The organism is Stappia sp. ICDLI1TA098 (assembly GCF_054880955.1).
The window spans coordinates 115,935-134,222 of record NZ_JBTZBT010000001.1; the positions used below are offsets into that span (position 1 = coordinate 115,935).

An 18,288-nucleotide genomic window follows, 5' to 3' on the forward strand; every position below is an offset into this window, starting at 1 on the left:
GTGTCCTTTCGGGACTTCGGTTTCAGAGATCAGAGAAAATCATCGCGGCGCGGCGTGAAGCCGTCGATCAGCCGGCCCGCTTCCAGGCAGCGGCAGCCGTGCACCGCGCCCGAGGGGATGACGAAACTGTCGCCGGGGCCGACCTCGAAGGTTTCGCCTGAGAGGGTGAAGGAGAAACGCCCCCGTTCCACGTATGTCGACTGGACGTGGGGGTGGGCGTGCAGCGCGCCTTGCGCGCCTTCCTCGAAGGTGAAGGAGACGACCATCATCTGCGGGCTTTCGGCGAGCACCTGGCGGGTGACGCCGGGATCGGCGGCAACCGCCGGGAACGGGCTGGTGGGCGACATGGCGGAGGTTTCCTCAATGGAAGAGCGACGGCAGCCACATGGACAGCGCCGGGATGTAGGTGACGAGAAGGAGGGTGAAGACGGCGGCGAAATAGAACGGCCAGATCGTCTTCACCGCGTCCCAGACGGTGATTCTTCCCACGGCGCAGCCGACGAAGAGCACGGCGCCCACCGGGGGCGTGCACAGCCCGATGCCGAGATTGAGGATCAGGATCACCCCGAAGTGCACCGGATCGACGCCAAAGGCCTGTGCGACGGGCAGGAAGATCGGCGTGGTGATGACGATCAGCGGCGACATGTCCATGAACGTGCCGAGGAACAGCAGCAGCACGTTGATCAGAAGCAGAACGACGATCGGATTTTCCGAGACGTGCTGCATCAGGGCAACCAGGGTTCCCGGCACCCGCAGATAGGCCAGAAGCCAGCCGAAGGAGGCCGCGCAACCGATCACGAGCAACACCATGGCCGTTGTTCGCACCGCCGCCGTCGTCGCGCCGACGAAGGCGTTCCAGTGCATCGTGCGGTAGGCGACCACGGTTACGAAGAGCGCGTAGACCACGGCGATGCAGGAGCTCTCCGAGGCGGTGAAGATGCCCGAGCGCACGCCGCCGAAGATGATGAGGATGAGCACGAGGCCGGGGATGGCGTTGACGAAGAGCCTGCCGATGGCGGACCAGCCGCTGAAGCGCTCGACCGGATAACCGCGCTGCTTCGCCACGTACCAGGCGGACACCATCAGGCTCAGTGCCAGGATCAGGCCGGGAATGATGCCGGCGGTGAAGAGGTCGGCGATGGAAATGCGCCCGCCCGCCGAGATCGAGTAGATGATCATGTTGTGTGAGGGCGGCAGCATCAGCGCGATGATCGAGGAGACGACGGTGACGTTGACGCCGTAGTCGACGTCGTAGCCGCGCTCCTTCATCTGCGGGATCATCAGCCCGCCGATGGCGGAAGCATCGGCCGCGGCCGAGCCGGAGATGCCGCCGAAGAGCACGGAGGCGGTGATGTTGACCTGGCCGAGGCCGCCGCGCAGATGGCCGACCAGCGATCCGGCGAGAGCCACGAGGCGGCGGGCGATGTCGCCGCGCACCATCAGTTCGCCGGCGAAAATGAAGAAGGGAATCGCCATCAGGGCGAAGACCGAAACGCCGGAGTTCAGGCGCTGGAAGACGACAACCGGCGGCAGGCCCATATAGAGGATCGTCGCGAAGGAGGAGACTCCGAGGCAGAAAGCGACCGGCGTGCCGATGAGAAGCAGGACCGTGAAGGACCCGAACAGGACAAGGAGTTCCACGCGATCACTCCTGCGGATCGACCTCGCCGAAGCGCGCTGTCGGCATGCCGGCGGCGCGGCGTGCGAGGCGTTCGAGCGAGAACAGAATGATGAGGATGCCGCCGGCGACCAGCGGCAGGAAGTCGAACGCGCCGGAGATGCCGAGCGAGGGGAGCTTGTTGGCCGCGGTCTTCTCCGCGAGCTGGCTTCCGAACCAGATCATGCCGCCGCCGAAGGCGACGACGACCGCATCGGAGACCGAATAGAGCGCCAGCTTGACGCGCTGGGGCAGCACGTAGAGCAGCACGTCGAAGGACAGGTGATAGCCCTCGCGTATGCCGACGGCCGCGCCCAGGAAGATGAACCATCCCATCAGCATGACCGAGGCCGGCTCTGTCCAGGACTGGCTGTCGTTGAGGAGGTAGCGGAAGAACACCTGGATGGTGATGAAGGCGGTCATCAGGACGAGGCCGGCTCCGGAAAGCCAAAGCGATATCCTTGCTATCCGCCCGGTGACCTTCGCAACGCGAGTCATCAGGATTTGCACTGTCGTCTCTCCTGGCGGGAGCGTGCCCACGGCGCACTGCCGTGCCGCGGGCACGCGGGGCCGGCTGAGTTACTCGGTCGCCTGGATGCGGGCGACCATATCCTTCAGCTTGTCGGAGGTGACATACTTCGCGTAGACCGGCTTCATCGCGTCGATGAAGGGCGTCTTGTCGATGTCGGTGATGATCTCGACGCCTGACTCGCGCACCTTCGCCTCGGAAGCCGCTTCGCGCTCGGCCCAGAGCTTGCGCATGTGGGGCACGGAGTCCCGGGCTGCCTTGCGTACGATCTTCTGGTCCTCCTCGGATAGCGCCTCCCAGGACTTCTTCGACATCACCAGCACTTCAGGCACGATCAGATGCTGGTCGAGCGTGTAGTACTTGGCGACCTCGTAGTGGCCGGAGCTTTCGAAGGAGGGCCAGTTGTTCTCCGCGCCGTCGATGACACCGGTCTGGATCGAGGAGTAGACCTCGCCATAGGGCATCGGCGTGGCATTGGCGCCGAGCGCGCCGACCATGTCGACGAAAAGGTCGGACTGCATCACCCGGAACTTCATGCCCGAGAGATCGTCCATGGACTTGATCGGCTTCTGGCTGTTGTAGAAGGACCGCGATCCGCCATCGTAGAAGGCAAGGCCGATCAGGTCGTGATCGGCGAAGGCGGCGAGGATCTCGTCACCGACGGGGCCGTCCATGACCTTGTGCATGTGGTCGACCGAACGGAAGATATAGGGCAACGAGGGGATCTGGGTCTCCTCGATGATGTTGTTGAACGGCCCCAGCGAGACGCGGTTCATGTCGATGACGCCGAACTGCGTCTGTTCGATGGTGTCCTTTTCCTGCCCGAGCTGGGCGGAATGGAAGACCTCGATGCCGAGGCGGCCTCCGGTGCGTTCCTCGAGAAGCTGACCCATGTATTTCACCGCCTCCACGGTGGGGTAGCCGTCGGGATGCGTGTCCGAGGACCTCAGGATCTTGTCAGCCGCCCCGGCCGTGAGGGTCGAGGCGGCAAGCAGCGCAAAGGCTGCGGTCATGCTCTTCATGAAAGTCATGCTCAGTTCCTCCCTGAAAACCGAACCGACCTGATGACGTCAGAGTTTGTAGGCTCCCTTCACCAGGCGATAAGTGAGGTCATGTGCGACCTCGTATGCCTCGCTCTCGCCGAGCCTCCCGGTCTCGACAAGTGTTGCGAGGAATGCCGCGTCGACCCGGCGCGCCACATCGTGGCGGGCGGGGATCGAACAGAACGCGCGCGTGTCGTCGTTGAAGCCGACGGTGTTGTAGAAACCGGCCGTCTCGGTCGCCATTTCGCGGAAACGGCGCATGCCTTCCGGGCTGTCGTGAAACCACCACGGCGGGCCGAGGCGCAGCGTCGGATAGACGCCGGCAAGCGGGGCGAGCTCGCGCGAATAGGCGGTCTCGTCCAGCGTGAAGAGGATGATCGTCAGGCCCGGTTCCATGCCGACGGCGTCAAGCATCGGCTTGAGCGCGCGCACGTAGTCGGTGCGTGTGGGAATGTCGAAGCCCTTGTCGCGCCCGTACTGCCCCATGACCAGGCTTGAATGGTTGCGGAATGAGCCCGGATGGATCTGCATCACCAGCCCGTCGTCGAGGCTCATGCGCGCCATCTCGGTCAACATGTGGCCGCGAAAGGCGTCCGCTTCTTCTGCCGTGCAGGTGCCGGACAGCGCCTTGCCGAAGATCCGCTCCGCTTCGGCGCGGGGAAGGTCCTCGGTGCGCGCGCTCGGTGCGCCGTGGTCCGAGGAGGTGGCGCCGAATGTCTTGAAATAGGCGCGGCGGGCGCGATGGGCGGCGAGATAGCCGGTGAAGGTCGCGGTGTCCTCGCCGGTGAGCTGCCCCAAGGCCGCGACATTGTCGACGAAGCCCTCGAACTCGGGATCGATGACACTGTCCGGCCGATAGGCGGTGATGACGCGTCCGCCCCAGCCGCTGTCGCGGATCGCGCGATGGTGGTCGAGCGGGTCGAGCGCGGCCTCGGTGGTCGAGATCACCTCGATGTTGAAGCGTTCGAACAGGGCGCGTGGCCTGAATTCCGGCCGCGCCAGGCAGGCGTCGATGTGATCGTAACAGTGGTCGGCGGTGTCGGCCGAAAGCGGCACGTCCAGGCCGAAAACCTCCTGGAAGGCGTGGTTCAGCCACATGGACGAGGGGGTGCCGCGGAAGAGATGGAAGTGGGTCGCGAAGGTACGCCAGATCCGGCGTGGATCCTGCTCGGTTGAGCCGCCGTCGGCGCGCGGCACGCCAAGGTCGGCGAGCTGGACGCCCTGCGAGCACAGCATGCGGAAGACATAGTGATCCGGCACGACGAAGAGCCGGGCGGGATCGGGAAAACGATCGTTGCACGCGAACCATGCAGGGTCCGTGTGCCCATGCGGGCTGACGATGGGAAGATCCTTGATCGTTCCATAGATCGAGCGGGCAAGCCCGCGTGTCTTCTCCTCGACCGGAAACAACCGGTCGTCGCTCAAAAGCGCCATTCTGACCTCCAGATGCCCCCCGGCGGGCAGGCCGCATTTTGGGGTGGCAGATCGTCTAGTAAGCTAATATGTTAGTCCGCAAGCGGAGTCAATCACGCTTCGCGACAGGCGGATCCGGGCTGCCGGACGGTGAGTGGCGGCGGAGCGTGACCTGGCGAAGGAGGATCGCGCGCGGGTGATCGCGTGATGACTCGCGACTTGCGACACTAGCGGGGTGGCACTGGCGATGCCTGCGAGAATTTTCCGCTGCGACCCCTGGACGCAAGCGATGGCGGCGGGTGGTGGAAAACGACCGCGGCGTCCGTTGTCTCCTGCGCGGGAGGGCTATGGCCGTGCGGGTGCTGGCGTTGACCGCCGGCGAATGCCATAAGCCGAGCCGTCCGCCAGCGGGAGGGGACAGGAAACTTGAAACGAAACGGGTTCGACGGGGGAGTGCCGGCTGGCATGAACGAGCAGATCAAACTCAGGACGCTCGACCTGACGCGCGGGCCGTCGGTGACGGACCTCGTGTTCCAGGAACTCTACGACCGTGTCGTCGGTCTCGATCTGCTGCCGGGCACCAAACTGTCGGAAGCGGATGTGGCGCGGCGCATGGGCGTCAGCCGGCAGCCGGTGCGCGATGCTTTCTACAGGCTGTCGCAGCAGGGCTTCCTGCTCGTACGCCCGCAGCGCGCCACCGTGGTCACGCCGATCTCGGTGGAGGCCGTGCTGCGCGCGCGGTTCGTGCGAACCGCGCTGGAGCTGGAGATCATGCGTGCGGCCATGGCCAATGTCGACGGCGCCGCGCTGACGGACCTCGCCGATCTCATCGCGCAGCAGCGCCTGGCGGTGGAGGACGACGACCGCCCGGGCTTCCACGCGCTCGACGATGCCTTCCACAACCGCATCTGCGAACTTGCCGGCCATGGCCATGTCTGGGCGCTGATCCGCGACAACAAGGCTCACATGGACCGGGTGCGCTATCTCTCTCTGGAAAACGGCGCGCGGCTCGCGCTTGTCGACCACGTCGAGATCCTGGAGGCGATGCGCGATGGCGACGAGACGCTCGCCATCTCCCGCATGCGCGCGCACCTGAGCCGGATCGCCGGCATCATCTCGGAAATCCGCGCCGCCCACGCCGACTTTTTCGATCCAGACGAGTTCGAGCCGGCCTGAGCCTCCCGGTCGCTCAGGTGACCTTGCCGCGCGCGTCGATGGCGATTTCCTCGAGCGTGCCGTCCTTGCGGCGCAGCCATGCCGTGTCGAACATGTTGACGACGACGCAGACGTGGTTCGGCACGATCTCGATGCGCTCGCCCACCTGAAAACTGCCAGCCTTCGGCGTGTGGATGACGCCGTGCTCCTCGCTGAGGCCGACGATCTTCGCCTCGGGATGGCCGATCACGGTTCCGTGGCCGGTCTGGCCGAAAAGGTCGGTGGTCAGTGTCTTGGAGCCGGCATCGACCACGGCTCGGTTCGGTGTCGGGGTGGAAACCACCGTTGCATGAACCTTCACCGCGCAGTCTTCGAGCGTGCAGGCGCCGCTGGCGACCACGGCGCGGTCGTTGAAGATGTAGGTTCCCGCCCGGTACTCGGTGACGATGTCCTCGTCTCCGGCCTTCCACATGTCCGGCGTGCCGCCGCTCGACACATCAGGGCAGGCGATCCCGCGTTCATCGAGCAGGGCAAGTGCCTCACGCATGAAGCGGGCGACGCCGGTCATGTCGCCGACGGCGGGAAAGGTCATCAGCCCGCCGAAGGACAGGCCAGGTGCGGCGTTGATCCGGGCGGCGAGATCGGCAGCCTCCCGCGGCGTCTGCACGCCGCAGCGTCCGGCTCCGGTGTCACATTCCACCAGCACCTCGAGCGGGCGGGGCGCGTCTGCAAAGGCGGACGACAGCCCGTCGATGGTCGCGGCGCTGTCGGCGGTGACGCCGAGGTGGCGCAGGCGCCCGGCCAGTGCGCGCAGACGCTTCAGCTTTGCGTCTCCGACGATGTTGTAGGTGATCAGGATGTCGTCGATCCCGCCATCCGCCATGATCTCGGCTTCGCTGATCTTCTGGCAGGTGATGCCGCTTGCGCCGGCCTCGACCTGGGCGCGAGCGAAGCGCGGCAGCTTGTGCGTCTTGATGTGCGGCCGGAGGCGGACGCCGCGCGCGTCGCAATGGGCCTGCAGGCGGGCGATATTGGCCTGGGCAATCGCCTCGTCGATGATGATCGCCGGCGTTTCGGGCAGGCTTTCGCCGGTTTCCTGAGACATGGGAAGATCCTGAAGGTGCAAGGGGAATCTAGTCGTAGCGCGCTGCCCGGCAGGGTGCAATCGGCCATCGACGTCGACCTCGTCCCGCGCATCGGCTCGCCCGGCCACCACCACACGTCACCGAGCCCGCGGCCGAAGGTCTCGCTCCCCGCCGTCGTCCCCCTTTCCGTCGATTGATCGCCACGCGCCTTTCAAAATAGTTGCGCTAGGATGGGGGTACAACTCACGGGCACATGCCGCCCTTGTCCGGGAACCCGAGGGCGAGGCACGCGGCTGTGAAAGAGGACGGGGCGCCCTGGCTGTGCCGCAGCCGGGGATGGCGGCACATGACCGAAGGCTGCAGACCGGGCGCGGGAACTTCGAGGCGGTCGGCGCGCCTCCCGCCGCTGCTGCGGGCAGCGGGTGCCCTGGCGCAGGTCGGCGGGCCGGTCCTTTCGCGTGCTCTTCCGTTTGCCGCGTCCCGCCCGCGGTTCGCTCCAGTCCGAAAATCCGATTTGGCCGTCCCTTTTCACGGGCGCACCTCGACGAGGGCTCCCGGGTCGGCCTGAACCCGCCCGCGCCCCGGGACGGGGGCGGGCTATCAGGAGGAAGCCCTGCCATGACATTGAGATACCAGGCTGAAATCGAATCCGCCGAGGCGAAGGGAATGAAGGGCTGGCAAAGGGAGGCCGCCCGCGCACTTCTCGCCAGGCTTCGTCCGCCCTCCGGCTTTCCTTGCTTCTTTTCCCAGGCTGCCTGCCGGCGGGGCCGCATCCTGTTCGCCTTCGCGGAAGGGCTGGACGCGGCTTCGCTCGATGCGGGAGCCCGGGATCTCCTTGCCTATCTGGCGCGCGCGCGCGCCTGGGATGGCGACGTTGCGACGGCCGAACCGCTGGTGATGCTGTTCAATCCGGAGAATGTGCATGGCGAGACCGTCGAGGACTACCACCGTTTCGGCTGGCAGGTGTTGCAACACTGGCACGATAACGACCGTGCCGCGTGGCCTGAGGGCGTTTCCCTTGATCCGCACTCGCCCTATTGGGCCATGTGCTTCGACGGCATGCAGCTGTTCGTCAACATGAGCAGCCCGGCCCACCGGATCCGGCAAAGCCGCAATCTCGGCCCGGCTCTCACCCTTGTCATCAATCCGCGGGAGCGTTTCGATGTCGTCGCCGGCGACAATCCACAGGGGCGGTTGATCCGCGAACGCATTCGCACGCGGATCGAGGACTACGACGGCCAGCCGCACAGTCCGATGCTCGGCTCCTACGAGGCAGGTGAGATCGAATGGTGGCAATACGGTTTGAAGGACACCAACGAGCCGCCGGCAAGCGGCTGCCCGTTCCGCACCCGGGCCCGGGAGACCGCGGATTGAGCCTGTATGGCTGACGTTCCATTCATCGGCTCTGTCGGGAGGTCGCGTGCCTTCCGGCAGAGCTGCGCAGATCGGTAAAAGCGTGATCCGACTTCAAAATTCCCCCGGGTCTCAAGAGAATGCGGTGCCTAATTTTGAGGAATATGATTCATGCCCCACCGAAATTCGGATGGACATTGAATCAACTGGGTTTCCAAGATCGAAAGACATATAATTCCCTCATAGGTAGCAATAAATACGATTTTCACTTGATGGTTAATGGTTGTGAATGTAATCTACGTAACGTCAGTTTTGAATTTTTATTCTGCGTCAATTTCTTTTCGAACGCGGGTTGGGCCATGCTCACAGCACCTTACGACCATATTCACGATCTGGTTGGCATTGGCTTCGGGCCGTCGCATCTGGCGATTGCGGTCGCGGCCCGCGAGATGTCCGAGGACGGTGGCTATCCACTCTCGCAACCGGTTTTTCTGGAGCAGCGACGGGAAGTTGTCTGGCATCCGGACATGCTGCTTCCCGACTCCAAGCTTCAGGTGAATTTCCTCAAGGATCTCGCCCTGATGCGCAATCCGCAAAGCCGGTTCACCTTCCTCAGCTATCTGTTCGAGCAGAAGCGGCTGCACGAGTTCATCAACCTGCGCACCTTCTTCCCGTCCCGCAAGGAGTTCAGCGACTACTACCTGTGGGTTGCGGGTTTCTTTGCCAGGCAGGTCTCCTATGGATTGCAGGTGGAGGAGGTCGAGCCGGTCGAGGCGGCGGACGGGAGCGTTGGTCTCCTGCGGCTCACGGCGCGCGATACGGAGAGCGGCAAGGTCTCTGTGCTTCGGGCGCGCAACATCTCGGTCGGTGTTGGCGGCCGGCCGCGCATGCCCAATGGCATCGCCGAGACGGCCTGCGGGCGGATCGCCCACTCGAGCCGCACCAAGTCCAGCGTCGAGCGCAACTGTCCGTCCCCGGAGGGGCGCTACCGCATTCTGGTGGTCGGCGCGGGGCAGACGGCGGGCGATGTCTTCCACTATGCGATCAACGCCTATCCCAACGCGGAGATTTCCGTCGCCCATCGCGGCTTCGGCTTCAAGCCGCAGGACGACACCCATTTCGTCAACGAGATCTTCTTTCCCGAAGCCGTGGACATGTTCTACGAGGCGACGGACGAGATGCGACGCAGGCTCCTCGACCGCCACGCCGACGTAACCCATGCGGCGGTCGACTTCGACCTTCTGCCGGTGCTCTACGATGCGATCTATCAGGACCGCGCGAGCGGTCGCAATCGGCTGAAGATCCTTCGGTTCGCGGAGGTGCTGGAGGCGCGTGAGGACGGCGGGCGGGTGCATGTGGCGCTGCGCGACCTGCTGGGCGGCGAGACGCGTCACGAGGACTATGACGCGGTGATCTTCGCCACCGGCTATCACTACCCGATGCCGGAGCCGCTTCTGGCGCGGCTTGAGCCCTATCTCGAGCGCGACGCACAGGGCCGCTACGCCTTTGCCCGCGACTATTACATCGAACGCCGGGAGGGCTTCTCGCCGAAGATCTACATGCAGGGCTACTGCGAGCACACGCATGGCCTGAGCGAGATCCTGCTGTCGCTGATGCCGATCCGCGCGGAAGAAATTCTCAAGGATATGTGCGCGGGGGACGCGGCACTCGCACTTGGCGCCGAGGCGGCGGTCCGGGATCGTTCGCGCGTCTCGACGGCAATCTGAGCCTGTTCGCCCGGGTGGTCGGCGCGTTGCGCGGCGTCCGGTTTCCGCAGGGGGCGGTTTCTGAGGAGGGATGACGATGGCGGAAGACAGCAAGGATACCGAAGGCACTGGTGGCGCGGCGAAGGCCGGCGGCGGCAAGGGGCGGGCGCGCAAGGATGCGGCCGCGGCGAAGGCAACGGCGGCTCCGGGCGCGGGCGAGGTAGATTTCGCGGCGCTCCAGGTGGAATTGCACCGAGCCCAGCTTGCGCGGATGCGCAGCGCCCACGAGCTCTGCGGCCATGCCAATGCCGAGCTCGGCGCGCTGCGCGCCGAGGTGAACGGCCGGCTCGCCGCGCGTGGCGAGGCTCTGCGCGCGAAGATGCAGGATGCCTGGCAGCGCGTGCAGGAATGCCAGATGGCGCTCTGGCAGGTCTCGAACGGCGGCGGCGAGGTGGCGGCCGCCTCGGGCGAGGCGACGGCGGATCTGGTGCGCGCGCAGGCGGAGGTTCAGGCGTTGCACGCCACCTTGTGCAATCTCGCGGTGCTCGATCCCGATGCCTCGGAGGCGTATGTCGACGGGCTCGCCCGGGAGGCCGAGATCCGCAGCGCCTTCGAACGCGAGATGGCGGAGATCGATTCCCGGCACACGGACGATCTTACAACGCTCATCGACGAGGCGGGCGGTGGCGACCTCGCACCGCAGATGCGCATGCAGCTCGACACTCTGAAGGGCTGGTACGGCATCGCCGGCCGGTAGCAGCGACGACCCGCGGCGCGCGAGCGCGCGTGCGCCGCCTCAAGGAAATGGCAAGAGGGGTGTTGGTGATGTCGGTCATGTCTGAAGGGTCGACGACCCGTCCCGCCGCGAGCCGACGCCTGCCGGGAGATGCGCCGGGCCTTCAAGCGACGCAGGGTCAGGAGCTGTTGCCCCTGTCCTTTTCCCAGGAACGCCTGTGGTTCCTTGATCGCTATAATCCCGGTTCGCCGCTTTACAATCTTCCCGCCTACCTGCCGATTCCGGGCGACGCGCCGGAGGAAACCGTCAAGGCGGCGCTGGATCTCGTCGCCGCCCGCCATCAGCCGATCAAGGCCCGTTTCGTCGCTGTCGACGGCAAGCCCTTCCAGGAGCATCTGCCGGATGCCGAGATCCCCTTCGAGGTGGTGGAGGTGCCGCGCGATCTCGCCGACGCCGCGTTCAACGACGTGTTGTCCGCCGCGCTCAAGGAGGTGGGCGACGCTCTCTTCGATCTCGACAGCGGGCCGATGATGCGGGCGCGGCTGATCCGGCGCGGCGACCGGGATGCCTGGTTCGTCTACTGCATGCACCACATTGTTTCCGATGGCTGGTCGGTCGGCGTTTTCCAGCGAGAGTTCACAACGGCCTATCGGGCATTGCAGGCGGGCGTGCGGCCGGAGCTGCCGCGGCTGCCGATCAGCTTCGCCGAATATGCCGCGCGCCAGCAGAGGGCTTTCTCGGGAGAGCGGGTGAGCGCGCGTCTGGACGCCTGGAAGCAGCGGCTTTCTGGCGACGATCTCGTACTGCCGCTTCCTCTCGACAAGCCGCGCCCGGCTCATCTCACCTTCATGGGGGCAACACAGAGCTTCGCGCTCGATGCGGAGGCGAGCCGCCGGCTGGCGGAATTCGCCCGTTCCGCCGGCGTCACGCCGTTCATGCTGTTTCTCGCCGCCTTCAAGGTTCTGCTGTTTCGTTACACGCACAAGGGGCGCGTGATCGTCGGCTGCCCGACGGCGGCGCGCACCACCACGGATGTCGAGCCGCTGATCGGATTTTTCGTCAACAGCCTTGTCATGGTCACGGACCTGGATGCGGCGATGAGCTTCCGGGCGGCCGTGGCAGCGGTACGCGAGACGACGCTCGACGCGCTCGGCAGCGAGGACCTTCCCTTCGAGAAGATCGTCGAGGCAGTCCAGCCGATCCGGAGCGCCAACATCAATCCGATCTTCCAGGCGATGTTCGACTTCCAGGGCGCGACCATCGCCGCCGATGCGCCGCGCTACGCCGATCCACCGAAGTCGGTCAACACCAGCACCTCGAAGTTCGACCTGACCCTGCAGATGCAGGCGATGGGCGACCGGTTCGCCGGAACCTTCGAATATTCGACGGAGCTTTTCGAGCACGACACGATCAAGCGCCTGCATGAGGGCTTCTGCGCGATGCTGGAGGGGGCGGCAGCAGACCCGGATGCCGCGATCGGCCGCCTGCCGGTGATGACGCAGGCGATCCGCGATCTGGTGGTGCACGGGTTCAACGACACGGCCCGCGAGGTTCCCTTCATCTCGCTGCCGGAGCGGTTCGAGCAGGTGGTCGCCCGCGATCCCGACGCGCCGGCGGCGCGGTGTCTTGGCATCGGGACAAGCTATGGCGAGCTCAATGCGCGGGCCAATCGGTTCGCGCGGCTTCTGCTCGATGCCGACCTTGGACGCGGCGCGGTCGTGGCCCTGTGCATGGATGGTTCTCTCGAACTCGTCGTCGCCATGTTGGGCATTCTCAAGGCGGGCCATGCCTATCTGGCGCTCGATCCGCGCTACCCGGATGGTCGCATCGCCTACATGCTCGAGGACAGTGGCGCGGCGATGGTCGTCACCCAGAGCGACCTTGCACCGCGTTTCGCGACGATGACGGTGCCGGCGCGGGAGAAGGTGCTGGTCTTCGACCGGGGCGAGGATCCCGCGGCCGGATTTTCCGACGAGCCCCCGGGGCTTGCTCTGCATCCGCGCACGCTCGCCTATGTGATCTACACCTCCGGATCGACCGGCCGGCCGAAGGGCGTGATGATCGAGCATGCCAGCGTGATCAACCTCATCGAAGGAACGGTCGCCGCGCTGGATCTGGGGCCGGGCGATCGCATTCTGCAGTTTTCCTCCTTCGGGTTCGATGTCTCCGTGCGCGAGCTCTTCGAGGCGTTGCTGTCGGGTGGCGAGATCGTGCTTGCACCGCGTGCGGACCTCCCGGCGGGCGAGGAGCTGTTCGATCTTCTCGAGCGCGAGCGCATTACCTCCATTACCCTGCCGCCGTCGCTGTGGAGCAGTCTGCGCGCGCGGTCGCTGCCGGACCTGACGAGCGCGGTCTCCGGCGGGGCGGCGTTGCCGGAGAGCGTCGTGGCGAAATGGGGCGGCGCGCGGGCGTTCTTCAACGCCTATGGTCCGACCGAAACAACGGTCGGCACCACCATGGGCCGCTGCCGGCCGGGGGCGGGCAAGCCGACCATCGGCGGGCCCTTGCCCAACTACCGGCACTATGTCGTCGACGCCGGTTTCGAACTCTGCCCCATCGGCGTCGCCGGCGAGCTTCTCATCGGCGGGAAGGGCGTGGGGCGCGGCTACATGGGACGGCCCGACCTGACCGCGGAACGTTTCCTGCCGGATTTCCTCGGCGAAGAGCCGGGCGGCCGCCTGTATCGCACCGGCGACCTCGCGCGGATCCTGCCCAATGGCGAGGTGGATTATCTGGGACGTGCCGACGACCAGATCGAGCTGCGCGGCTTTCGCATCGAGCCGGCGGAAATCGAGGAGGTGGTCAAGGAACACCCGGACGTCGTCAACGTCACGGTGCAATGCGTCGTCGGCGGCAATGGGGAAAAGCGCCTCGTCGCCTATGTGGCGGCGCGTGGCGCGCTGTCCGGCGACGCGGTGATCGCCCATGCGCGCGGGCTGCTTCCCGACTACATGATCCCGGCGCAGGTCGTGCTGATCGACGACGTGCCGCTGACACCGGCCGGCAAGGTCGACCGGGCGCGCCTGCCGGACGCGGATGAAACGCTGATGGCGGCCATCGCCGAGGGCGCGCGCGTTCTCCCGCAAGACCGGCTCGAACGGTTGGTCCACTGGATCTGGTCCATGGTGCTCGGCACCGACGCATTCGGCGTCACCAACAACTTCTTCGCGCTCGGGGGGCATTCTCTGCTGGTCACGCAGGTGACATCGCGCATTGGCGAGCAGCTCGACATCGATGTGCCGATCCGGCTGATGTTCGAGGCCCCGACCGTACGGACCTTCTGCAAGGGGTTGCGCGAACGGGCGGAGGATATCGACGCGCGGCTCGACCGGCTGGATCTGCCGGCTGGCGATGCGGTTTCCGGCCCGGACGGCGCGCAGCCCGAGGAGGCGCGCGCGGCGCCGCTTGCACGCGGCTTCGACCGTGTCGCGCGGCGGCCTGAGGGGCTGTCGCCGCCGCTCTCCTTCGCTCAGGAGCGGCTGTGGTTTCTCGACCGCTTCGCGCCGCGCGGCAATGCCTACAACGGCCTCGTCTCGCTGATGCTGCCCGCGCCGGTCGAGCCGCGGCTGGCCGAGCGGGCGATCAACTCGGTCGTCGCCCGCCACGAGGTGCTGCGCACGGTCTTTGCCGTGGAGGGAGGTCTGCCGGTGCAGCGCGTCACGCCGCGCCTGCGCCTGTCGCTCGATCTCTTCGAGTTCCCTGATGCCGCCTCGGCCGCCGACAGCGACGCGATCCGTGCGCTGATCCTCGAGCAGGCGCGCCGGCCCTTCGATCTTCGCGAGGGGCCGCTGGTGCGCGCCGTGCTCGCCATCGCCGGCGATCGCTCCGGCTGCGTCATCCTGCCGATCCACCATGCCGTCTGCGACGCCTGGTCGACGGGTATCCTTCAGCACGAGGTCGGCGAGACTTACCGGGCGCTGCAGGCCCGGGAGAAGCCGAATCTGCCGCCGCTCGAGGTGCAATACGGCGATTTCGCGCTGTGGCAGCGCACCCGGCTCGACGGCGAACGGCTGGCGCGCCTTTCGGACTTCTGGCGCTCCGCGCTCGCCGATGCGCCGAGCCTCATCGACCTGCCGCTCGATCGTCCGCGCGGGCCGGCGCGCGCGCCCGAGGGCCGGCTCGTGGGCTTTGCCGTCGCCCCTGACGTCCATGCCGCGCTCGCCGATCTCGGGAACGTGACGGGTGCAACCACGTTCATGGTCTATCTTGCCGCCTTCGCGGCCTGGCTGCGCAGGCTTTCGGGCCAGGAGCGTGTCGTCGTCGGCACGCCCATGTCGCATCGCGACCGGCCGGAGCTGGAGCCGCTTGTCGGGCTCTTCACCAACACGCTGCCGGTTTGCGTCGACGGTGCCGGCGAGCCGAGCTTTGCGGAACTGGTCGAGCGTGTGAAGCCGATCGTTCTCGATGTCTTCCAGAACAAGGATCTGCCGTTCGAGAAGCTCGTGGAGCTGGTGCATCCGCCGCGTCATCTCAGCGTGGCGCCGATCTTCCAGGTGATGTTCTCGCATCAGAAGGGATTGCAGGCGATCTCCATCGATGCGGCCGGGATGGCGAATGTCGCGGTTGCCGGCGCGAAGTTCGACCTGACGCTGTTCGTCAACGAGACGCCAGGCGGGGTTGCCGTCGTGTTCGAATATGCCGCCGATGTCTTCGATCCGCAGACGGTGGCCGGCTTTGCCCGCCAGTTCGAGACGTTTCTGGAGAACCTTGCCGAGGACCCCGACGAGATCGTCGACCGGGTGCCGCTTTGCGATACGGCAACGCGCGAGGCGGTGCTGCACGCGGGCATCGGGGCGACCGCCGGTGCGCCGCGTTGCCTGTTCGAGATGATCGAGGACGTTGCCCGGCGCGCGCCCTCCGCCCCGGCGCTAGAGGTGGAGGGAGAGACCATCGACTTCGCGGGTTTCCTCGCCCGCGTCGGGGAGCTGGCGCGCGGTCTCGCCGCGCTGGGTGTCCGGCCGGGCGATGTGGTCGCGGTGCATCTCGCCCGTGGCCGCGACCTTGCGCTGCTGCTGGCGGCGACCTTGCGCGCCGGGGCGACCTACATGAATGTCACCCCCGATCTTCCCGTCGCCCGTCGCCGTTTCATGATCGATGACGCGGAGGCGGTGCTCGTCGTCCACGGCGAAGAAGCAACGGATCTGGCGGGGGTGGAGGGGTCGGGCAATCCGGCCGCCGTGTCGGTCGCAGCCCTTGTCGAGGCTGGACGCGGGGGCGACCTGCCGCAAACGGTCGAGGGTCTGCGGCATGGCTATCTGGTCTACACATCGGGAACCACGGGCATGCCGAAGGGCGTGTACGTGCCGCGCCGGGTGCTCGACACGCTGATCGCCTGGCAGGTCGACGAGGCGGATTTCGCTCCCGGCCTTCGCACCTTGCAGTTCTCCCAGCCCGGGTTCGACGTTTCGATCCAGGAAATGCTGGCGACCTGGGCAAGCGGTGGCACGCTGGTGGTGCCCCGCCCGAGCGAGATCGCCAATCCCGGCCTCTGGCCGGAGATGCTGAAGAGAACGGCGGCCGGCCGGATCTTCCTGCCCTATGTCGCTCTTCAGCAACTCGCCGGCGCTTGCAGCGGGACCGACCGCGCCGGTCTTGGCCTTTTGGAGGTGATCACCGCCGGCGAGCGGCTGGTGGTGACGCCGGAGATCCGCGCGCTGTTTTCGGGGCTTGCCGCGCGCAAGGGCGGGGGAGCCGTTCTCGTCAACCAGTACGGTCCCTCGGAGAGCCATGTGGTGGCCGCCCACAGCCTTGCGGGAGATCCGGCCGTCTGGGAGGAGACGCCGCCCATCGGCCAGCCGGTCAGGGGCGCGCGGCTGCAGGTCCTCGATCGCTATCTCGAACCGGTGCCGCCGGGCATGCCAGGGGAACTCTGCATCGGTGGAAGCCAGCTCGCGGGCGGGTATCTGCACGCGCCGAGCCGTACCGCGGAACGGTTCCTGCCGGATCCGCATTGTGATCCGGCCGGCCGGGGCGGGCGGATCTACGCCACGGGCGATCTCGCTCTCCTGCGTCACGACGGGGCTTTCGTCTTCGTCGGCCGTGCCGACGATCAGGTGAAGATCCGCGGCTATCGGGTGGAGCCCTCGGAGATCGAACAGGCGCTGACCTCGCGGGTGGACGTGGGCCTGGCCTTCGTGGTGCCGCATCGTTTTTCCGGCGAGGTGGTCGAACTGGTCGCCTATGTGCAGCCGGCCGCCGGGCAGGCCGCACCGGACCCGCATGCGCTCGACGCACATCTGCGCGCGATCCTGCCGGAGTTCATGATCCCCGGCGCCTTCGTCGTTATCGACACGATCCCGAAGACCGCCTCCGGCAAGATCGACAAGTCAGGGTTGCCGCCACCTGTACGTCTCGTGCGCCGTGAGAGCGACCATGTCGCGCCGCGCACGGCGCTTGAGCGTGACATCGCGGCGGTCTGGTGCGAGGTGCTGGGGCTCGCCGCGGTCGGCGTCGCGGACAGTTTCTTCGATCTCGGCGGCCAGTCGCTGCTGGCGACGCAGGTGGTGTCGCGGCTCAACGAGACGCTCGGTCTCGACGTGCCACTGCGACGCATCTTCGAGACGCCGACGATCGCCGGCATCGCCGCCGCGCTGGACGGGGGCGAGGCCGCGCCGGTTGCGGCCTCCGCCCGGCGCGACGCGGTTGGCGGGTGAGACGGGGGACGGGACACATGGCCGATGCCCGTCACATGCTTGTCTGTCTTCCGCCGGCGGGGGCGAGCAGCGCCTACTTCCTTGGATGGTCGGAACGGGCCGGCGAGGGGCTGGGCATTCGCACGCCGGAGCTTCCAGGCCGTCTCGGGCGTTTCGGCGAGCCGCCGCTGAGGCGCATTGCCGACATGGCGGAGTGGGTGTTCGCCGAACTCGAGCGGGAGGGGATGCCGGATGTGCTGTCGGTCTTCGGCCACAGCATGGGCGCGCTCGTCGGCTATGAGCTGACGTGTCTGCTGGAACGGCGCGGCGGCCCGCTGCCCGTCGCCCTTCATGTTTCCGCGCACGCGCCGCCGCATGTCACGCGGCCGGGACTTGTCCCTGGCGCGAGCGACCAAGCCGTTATCCGCCATTTTTCCGGGCTTAACGGCCGTCCGGCTGACGCGGGCATGATCGAGTTGATGCTCCCGACGATCCGGGCGGATCTGGAGGCCTGCGCCGGCTATGCGCCGGGCACGGCGGGCCGGCTGGTCACTCCCATCGTTGCCCATTCCGGCCGGTTCGACGCAGCGGCACCGGCTGCGGCCATGGCGGGTTGGCGTGCCTATACGCAGGGCGGTTTCGCCGCCTGCCGGCACGCGGGCGACCATCATTATCCGCTGGCGGCCGGGCCGTGCGGCATTATTGCGGAGGTGACCCGCAGGGCCGTCGCCGTGCCGGCCGCCGCCTCCGTTCCTGGTACCTGGGGAGAGTGACGATGTTTGACGACGGCGGCGAGTTCAAGGTCGTGTGCAACGGCGAAGGCCAGTATTCGATCTGGCCGGCGGGGCGCATGTGTCCCGCCGGCTGGCAGGAGGAGGGCACGCGCGGTTCGCGCGATGCCTGCCTGGTGCGCATCGGTTTGGTCTGGACCGACATGCGGCCGGCCAGCCTGCGCGATGCGCTGGGCGAGGCGGGTTGA

13 protein-coding genes are annotated in these 18,288 nt (G+C 66.7%); 7 read left to right on the forward strand and 6 right to left on the reverse strand.

All coding sequences use genetic code 11. The annotated features are described in order from the left end of the window. Positions 1-29: 29 nt before the first annotated feature. From ACSLUQ_RS00480 to uxaC, 5 genes are all read right to left on the reverse strand, one after another. Positions 30-347 (reverse strand): cupin domain-containing protein, encoded by a 318-nt coding sequence (locus tag ACSLUQ_RS00480; protein ID WP_461807406.1) that lies wholly within the window; start codon positions 345-347, stop codon positions 30-32. A gap of 13 nt (positions 348-360) precedes the next feature. Then, a complete protein-coding gene (locus ACSLUQ_RS00485; protein WP_461807407.1) occupies positions 361-1,641 on the reverse strand; it encodes a TRAP transporter large permease in 1,281 nt (426 codons plus the stop codon). A 4-nt stretch (positions 1,642-1,645) separates the two neighbouring features. Next, positions 1,646-2,155, reverse strand: a complete 510-nt coding sequence (locus ACSLUQ_RS00490) for a TRAP transporter small permease (RefSeq protein ID WP_461807408.1) — start codon at positions 2,153-2,155, stop codon at positions 1,646-1,648. Between the two features lie 81 nt (positions 2,156-2,236). Next, positions 2,237-3,217 carry a TRAP transporter substrate-binding protein gene (locus ACSLUQ_RS00495; protein WP_461807409.1) on the reverse strand — a complete coding sequence of 327 codons (981 nt, stop codon included), beginning with the start codon at positions 3,215-3,217 and terminating at the stop codon, positions 2,237-2,239. 39 nt (positions 3,218-3,256) lie between these two features. Continuing rightward, positions 3,257-4,663, reverse strand: coding sequence for a glucuronate isomerase (gene uxaC, locus ACSLUQ_RS00500; RefSeq protein WP_461807410.1), 1,407 nt, complete (start codon positions 4,661-4,663; stop codon positions 3,257-3,259). Positions 4,664-5,107: 444 nt separating this feature from the next. Here uxaC and ACSLUQ_RS00505 point away from each other — a divergent pair, with 444 nt between their 5' ends. Beyond that, the gene (locus tag ACSLUQ_RS00505) at positions 5,108-5,818 is read left to right on the forward strand and encodes a GntR family transcriptional regulator (RefSeq protein WP_417773442.1); all 711 of its coding nucleotides are present in this window, start codon (positions 5,108-5,110) and stop codon (positions 5,816-5,818) included. 13 nt (positions 5,819-5,831) lie between these two features. Here ACSLUQ_RS00505 and ACSLUQ_RS00510 read toward each other — a convergent pair whose 3' ends face one another. Continuing rightward, positions 5,832-6,902, reverse strand: a complete 1,071-nt coding sequence (locus tag ACSLUQ_RS00510; protein WP_461807411.1) for a D-TA family PLP-dependent enzyme — start codon at positions 6,900-6,902, stop codon at positions 5,832-5,834. 598 nt (positions 6,903-7,500) lie between these two features. Here ACSLUQ_RS00510 and ACSLUQ_RS00515 point away from each other — a divergent pair. From ACSLUQ_RS00515 to ACSLUQ_RS00540, 6 genes are all read left to right on the forward strand, one after another. After that, positions 7,501-8,256, forward strand: coding sequence for a YqcI/YcgG family protein (locus tag ACSLUQ_RS00515; RefSeq protein ID WP_417773444.1), 756 nt, complete (start codon positions 7,501-7,503; stop codon positions 8,254-8,256). A 338-nt stretch (positions 8,257-8,594) separates the two neighbouring features. Next, positions 8,595-9,962: a lysine N(6)-hydroxylase/L-ornithine N(5)-oxygenase family protein gene (locus ACSLUQ_RS00520; RefSeq protein WP_461807412.1), complete on the forward strand. Its 1,368-nt coding sequence runs from the start codon at positions 8,595-8,597 to the stop codon at positions 9,960-9,962. A gap of 76 nt (positions 9,963-10,038) precedes the next feature. Continuing rightward, positions 10,039-10,698, forward strand: coding sequence for a hypothetical protein (locus ACSLUQ_RS00525; protein WP_461807413.1), 660 nt, complete (start codon positions 10,039-10,041; stop codon positions 10,696-10,698). A 68-nt stretch (positions 10,699-10,766) separates the two neighbouring features. Continuing rightward, positions 10,767-17,330 (forward strand): amino acid adenylation domain-containing protein, encoded by a 6,564-nt coding sequence (locus tag ACSLUQ_RS00530; protein WP_461807414.1) that lies wholly within the window; start codon positions 10,767-10,769, stop codon positions 17,328-17,330. 17 nt (positions 17,331-17,347) lie between these two features. Continuing rightward, the gene (locus tag ACSLUQ_RS00535; RefSeq protein ID WP_461807415.1) at positions 17,348-18,082 is read left to right on the forward strand and encodes a thioesterase II family protein; all 735 of its coding nucleotides are present in this window, start codon (positions 17,348-17,350) and stop codon (positions 18,080-18,082) included. 2 nt (positions 18,083-18,084) lie between these two features. Further along, positions 18,085-18,288, forward strand: a complete 204-nt coding sequence (locus tag ACSLUQ_RS00540; protein ID WP_417773449.1) for an MbtH family protein — start codon at positions 18,085-18,087, stop codon at positions 18,286-18,288.

Bases quoted from the DNA above. Each gene is read 5' to 3' on its own strand.
- ACSLUQ_RS00530 (WP_461807414.1), top strand. From the start codon at position 10,767: ATGTCGGTCATGTCTGAAGGGTCGACGACCCGTCCCGCCGCGAGCCGA.
- ACSLUQ_RS00510 (WP_461807411.1), bottom strand. From the start codon at position 6,902: ATGTCTCAGGAAACCGGCGAAAGCCTGCCCGAAACGCCGGCGATCATC.
- ACSLUQ_RS00520 (WP_461807412.1), top strand. From the start codon at position 8,595: ATGCTCACAGCACCTTACGACCATATTCACGATCTGGTTGGCATTGGC.
- ACSLUQ_RS00490 (WP_461807408.1), bottom strand. From the start codon at position 2,155: ATGACTCGCGTTGCGAAGGTCACCGGGCGGATAGCAAGGATATCGCTT.
- ACSLUQ_RS00515 (WP_417773444.1), top strand. From the start codon at position 7,501: ATGACATTGAGATACCAGGCTGAAATCGAATCCGCCGAGGCGAAGGGA.
- ACSLUQ_RS00480 (WP_461807406.1), bottom strand. From the start codon at position 347: ATGTCGCCCACCAGCCCGTTCCCGGCGGTTGCCGCCGATCCCGGCGTC.
- ACSLUQ_RS00540 (WP_417773449.1), top strand. From the start codon at position 18,085: ATGTTTGACGACGGCGGCGAGTTCAAGGTCGTGTGCAACGGCGAAGGC.
- ACSLUQ_RS00525 (WP_461807413.1), top strand. From the start codon at position 10,039: ATGGCGGAAGACAGCAAGGATACCGAAGGCACTGGTGGCGCGGCGAAG.
- ACSLUQ_RS00495 (WP_461807409.1), bottom strand. From the start codon at position 3,217: ATGACTTTCATGAAGAGCATGACCGCAGCCTTTGCGCTGCTTGCCGCC.
- uxaC (WP_461807410.1), bottom strand. From the start codon at position 4,663: ATGGCGCTTTTGAGCGACGACCGGTTGTTTCCGGTCGAGGAGAAGACA.
- ACSLUQ_RS00535 (WP_461807415.1), top strand. From the start codon at position 17,348: ATGGCCGATGCCCGTCACATGCTTGTCTGTCTTCCGCCGGCGGGGGCG.
- ACSLUQ_RS00505 (WP_417773442.1), top strand. From the start codon at position 5,108: ATGAACGAGCAGATCAAACTCAGGACGCTCGACCTGACGCGCGGGCCG.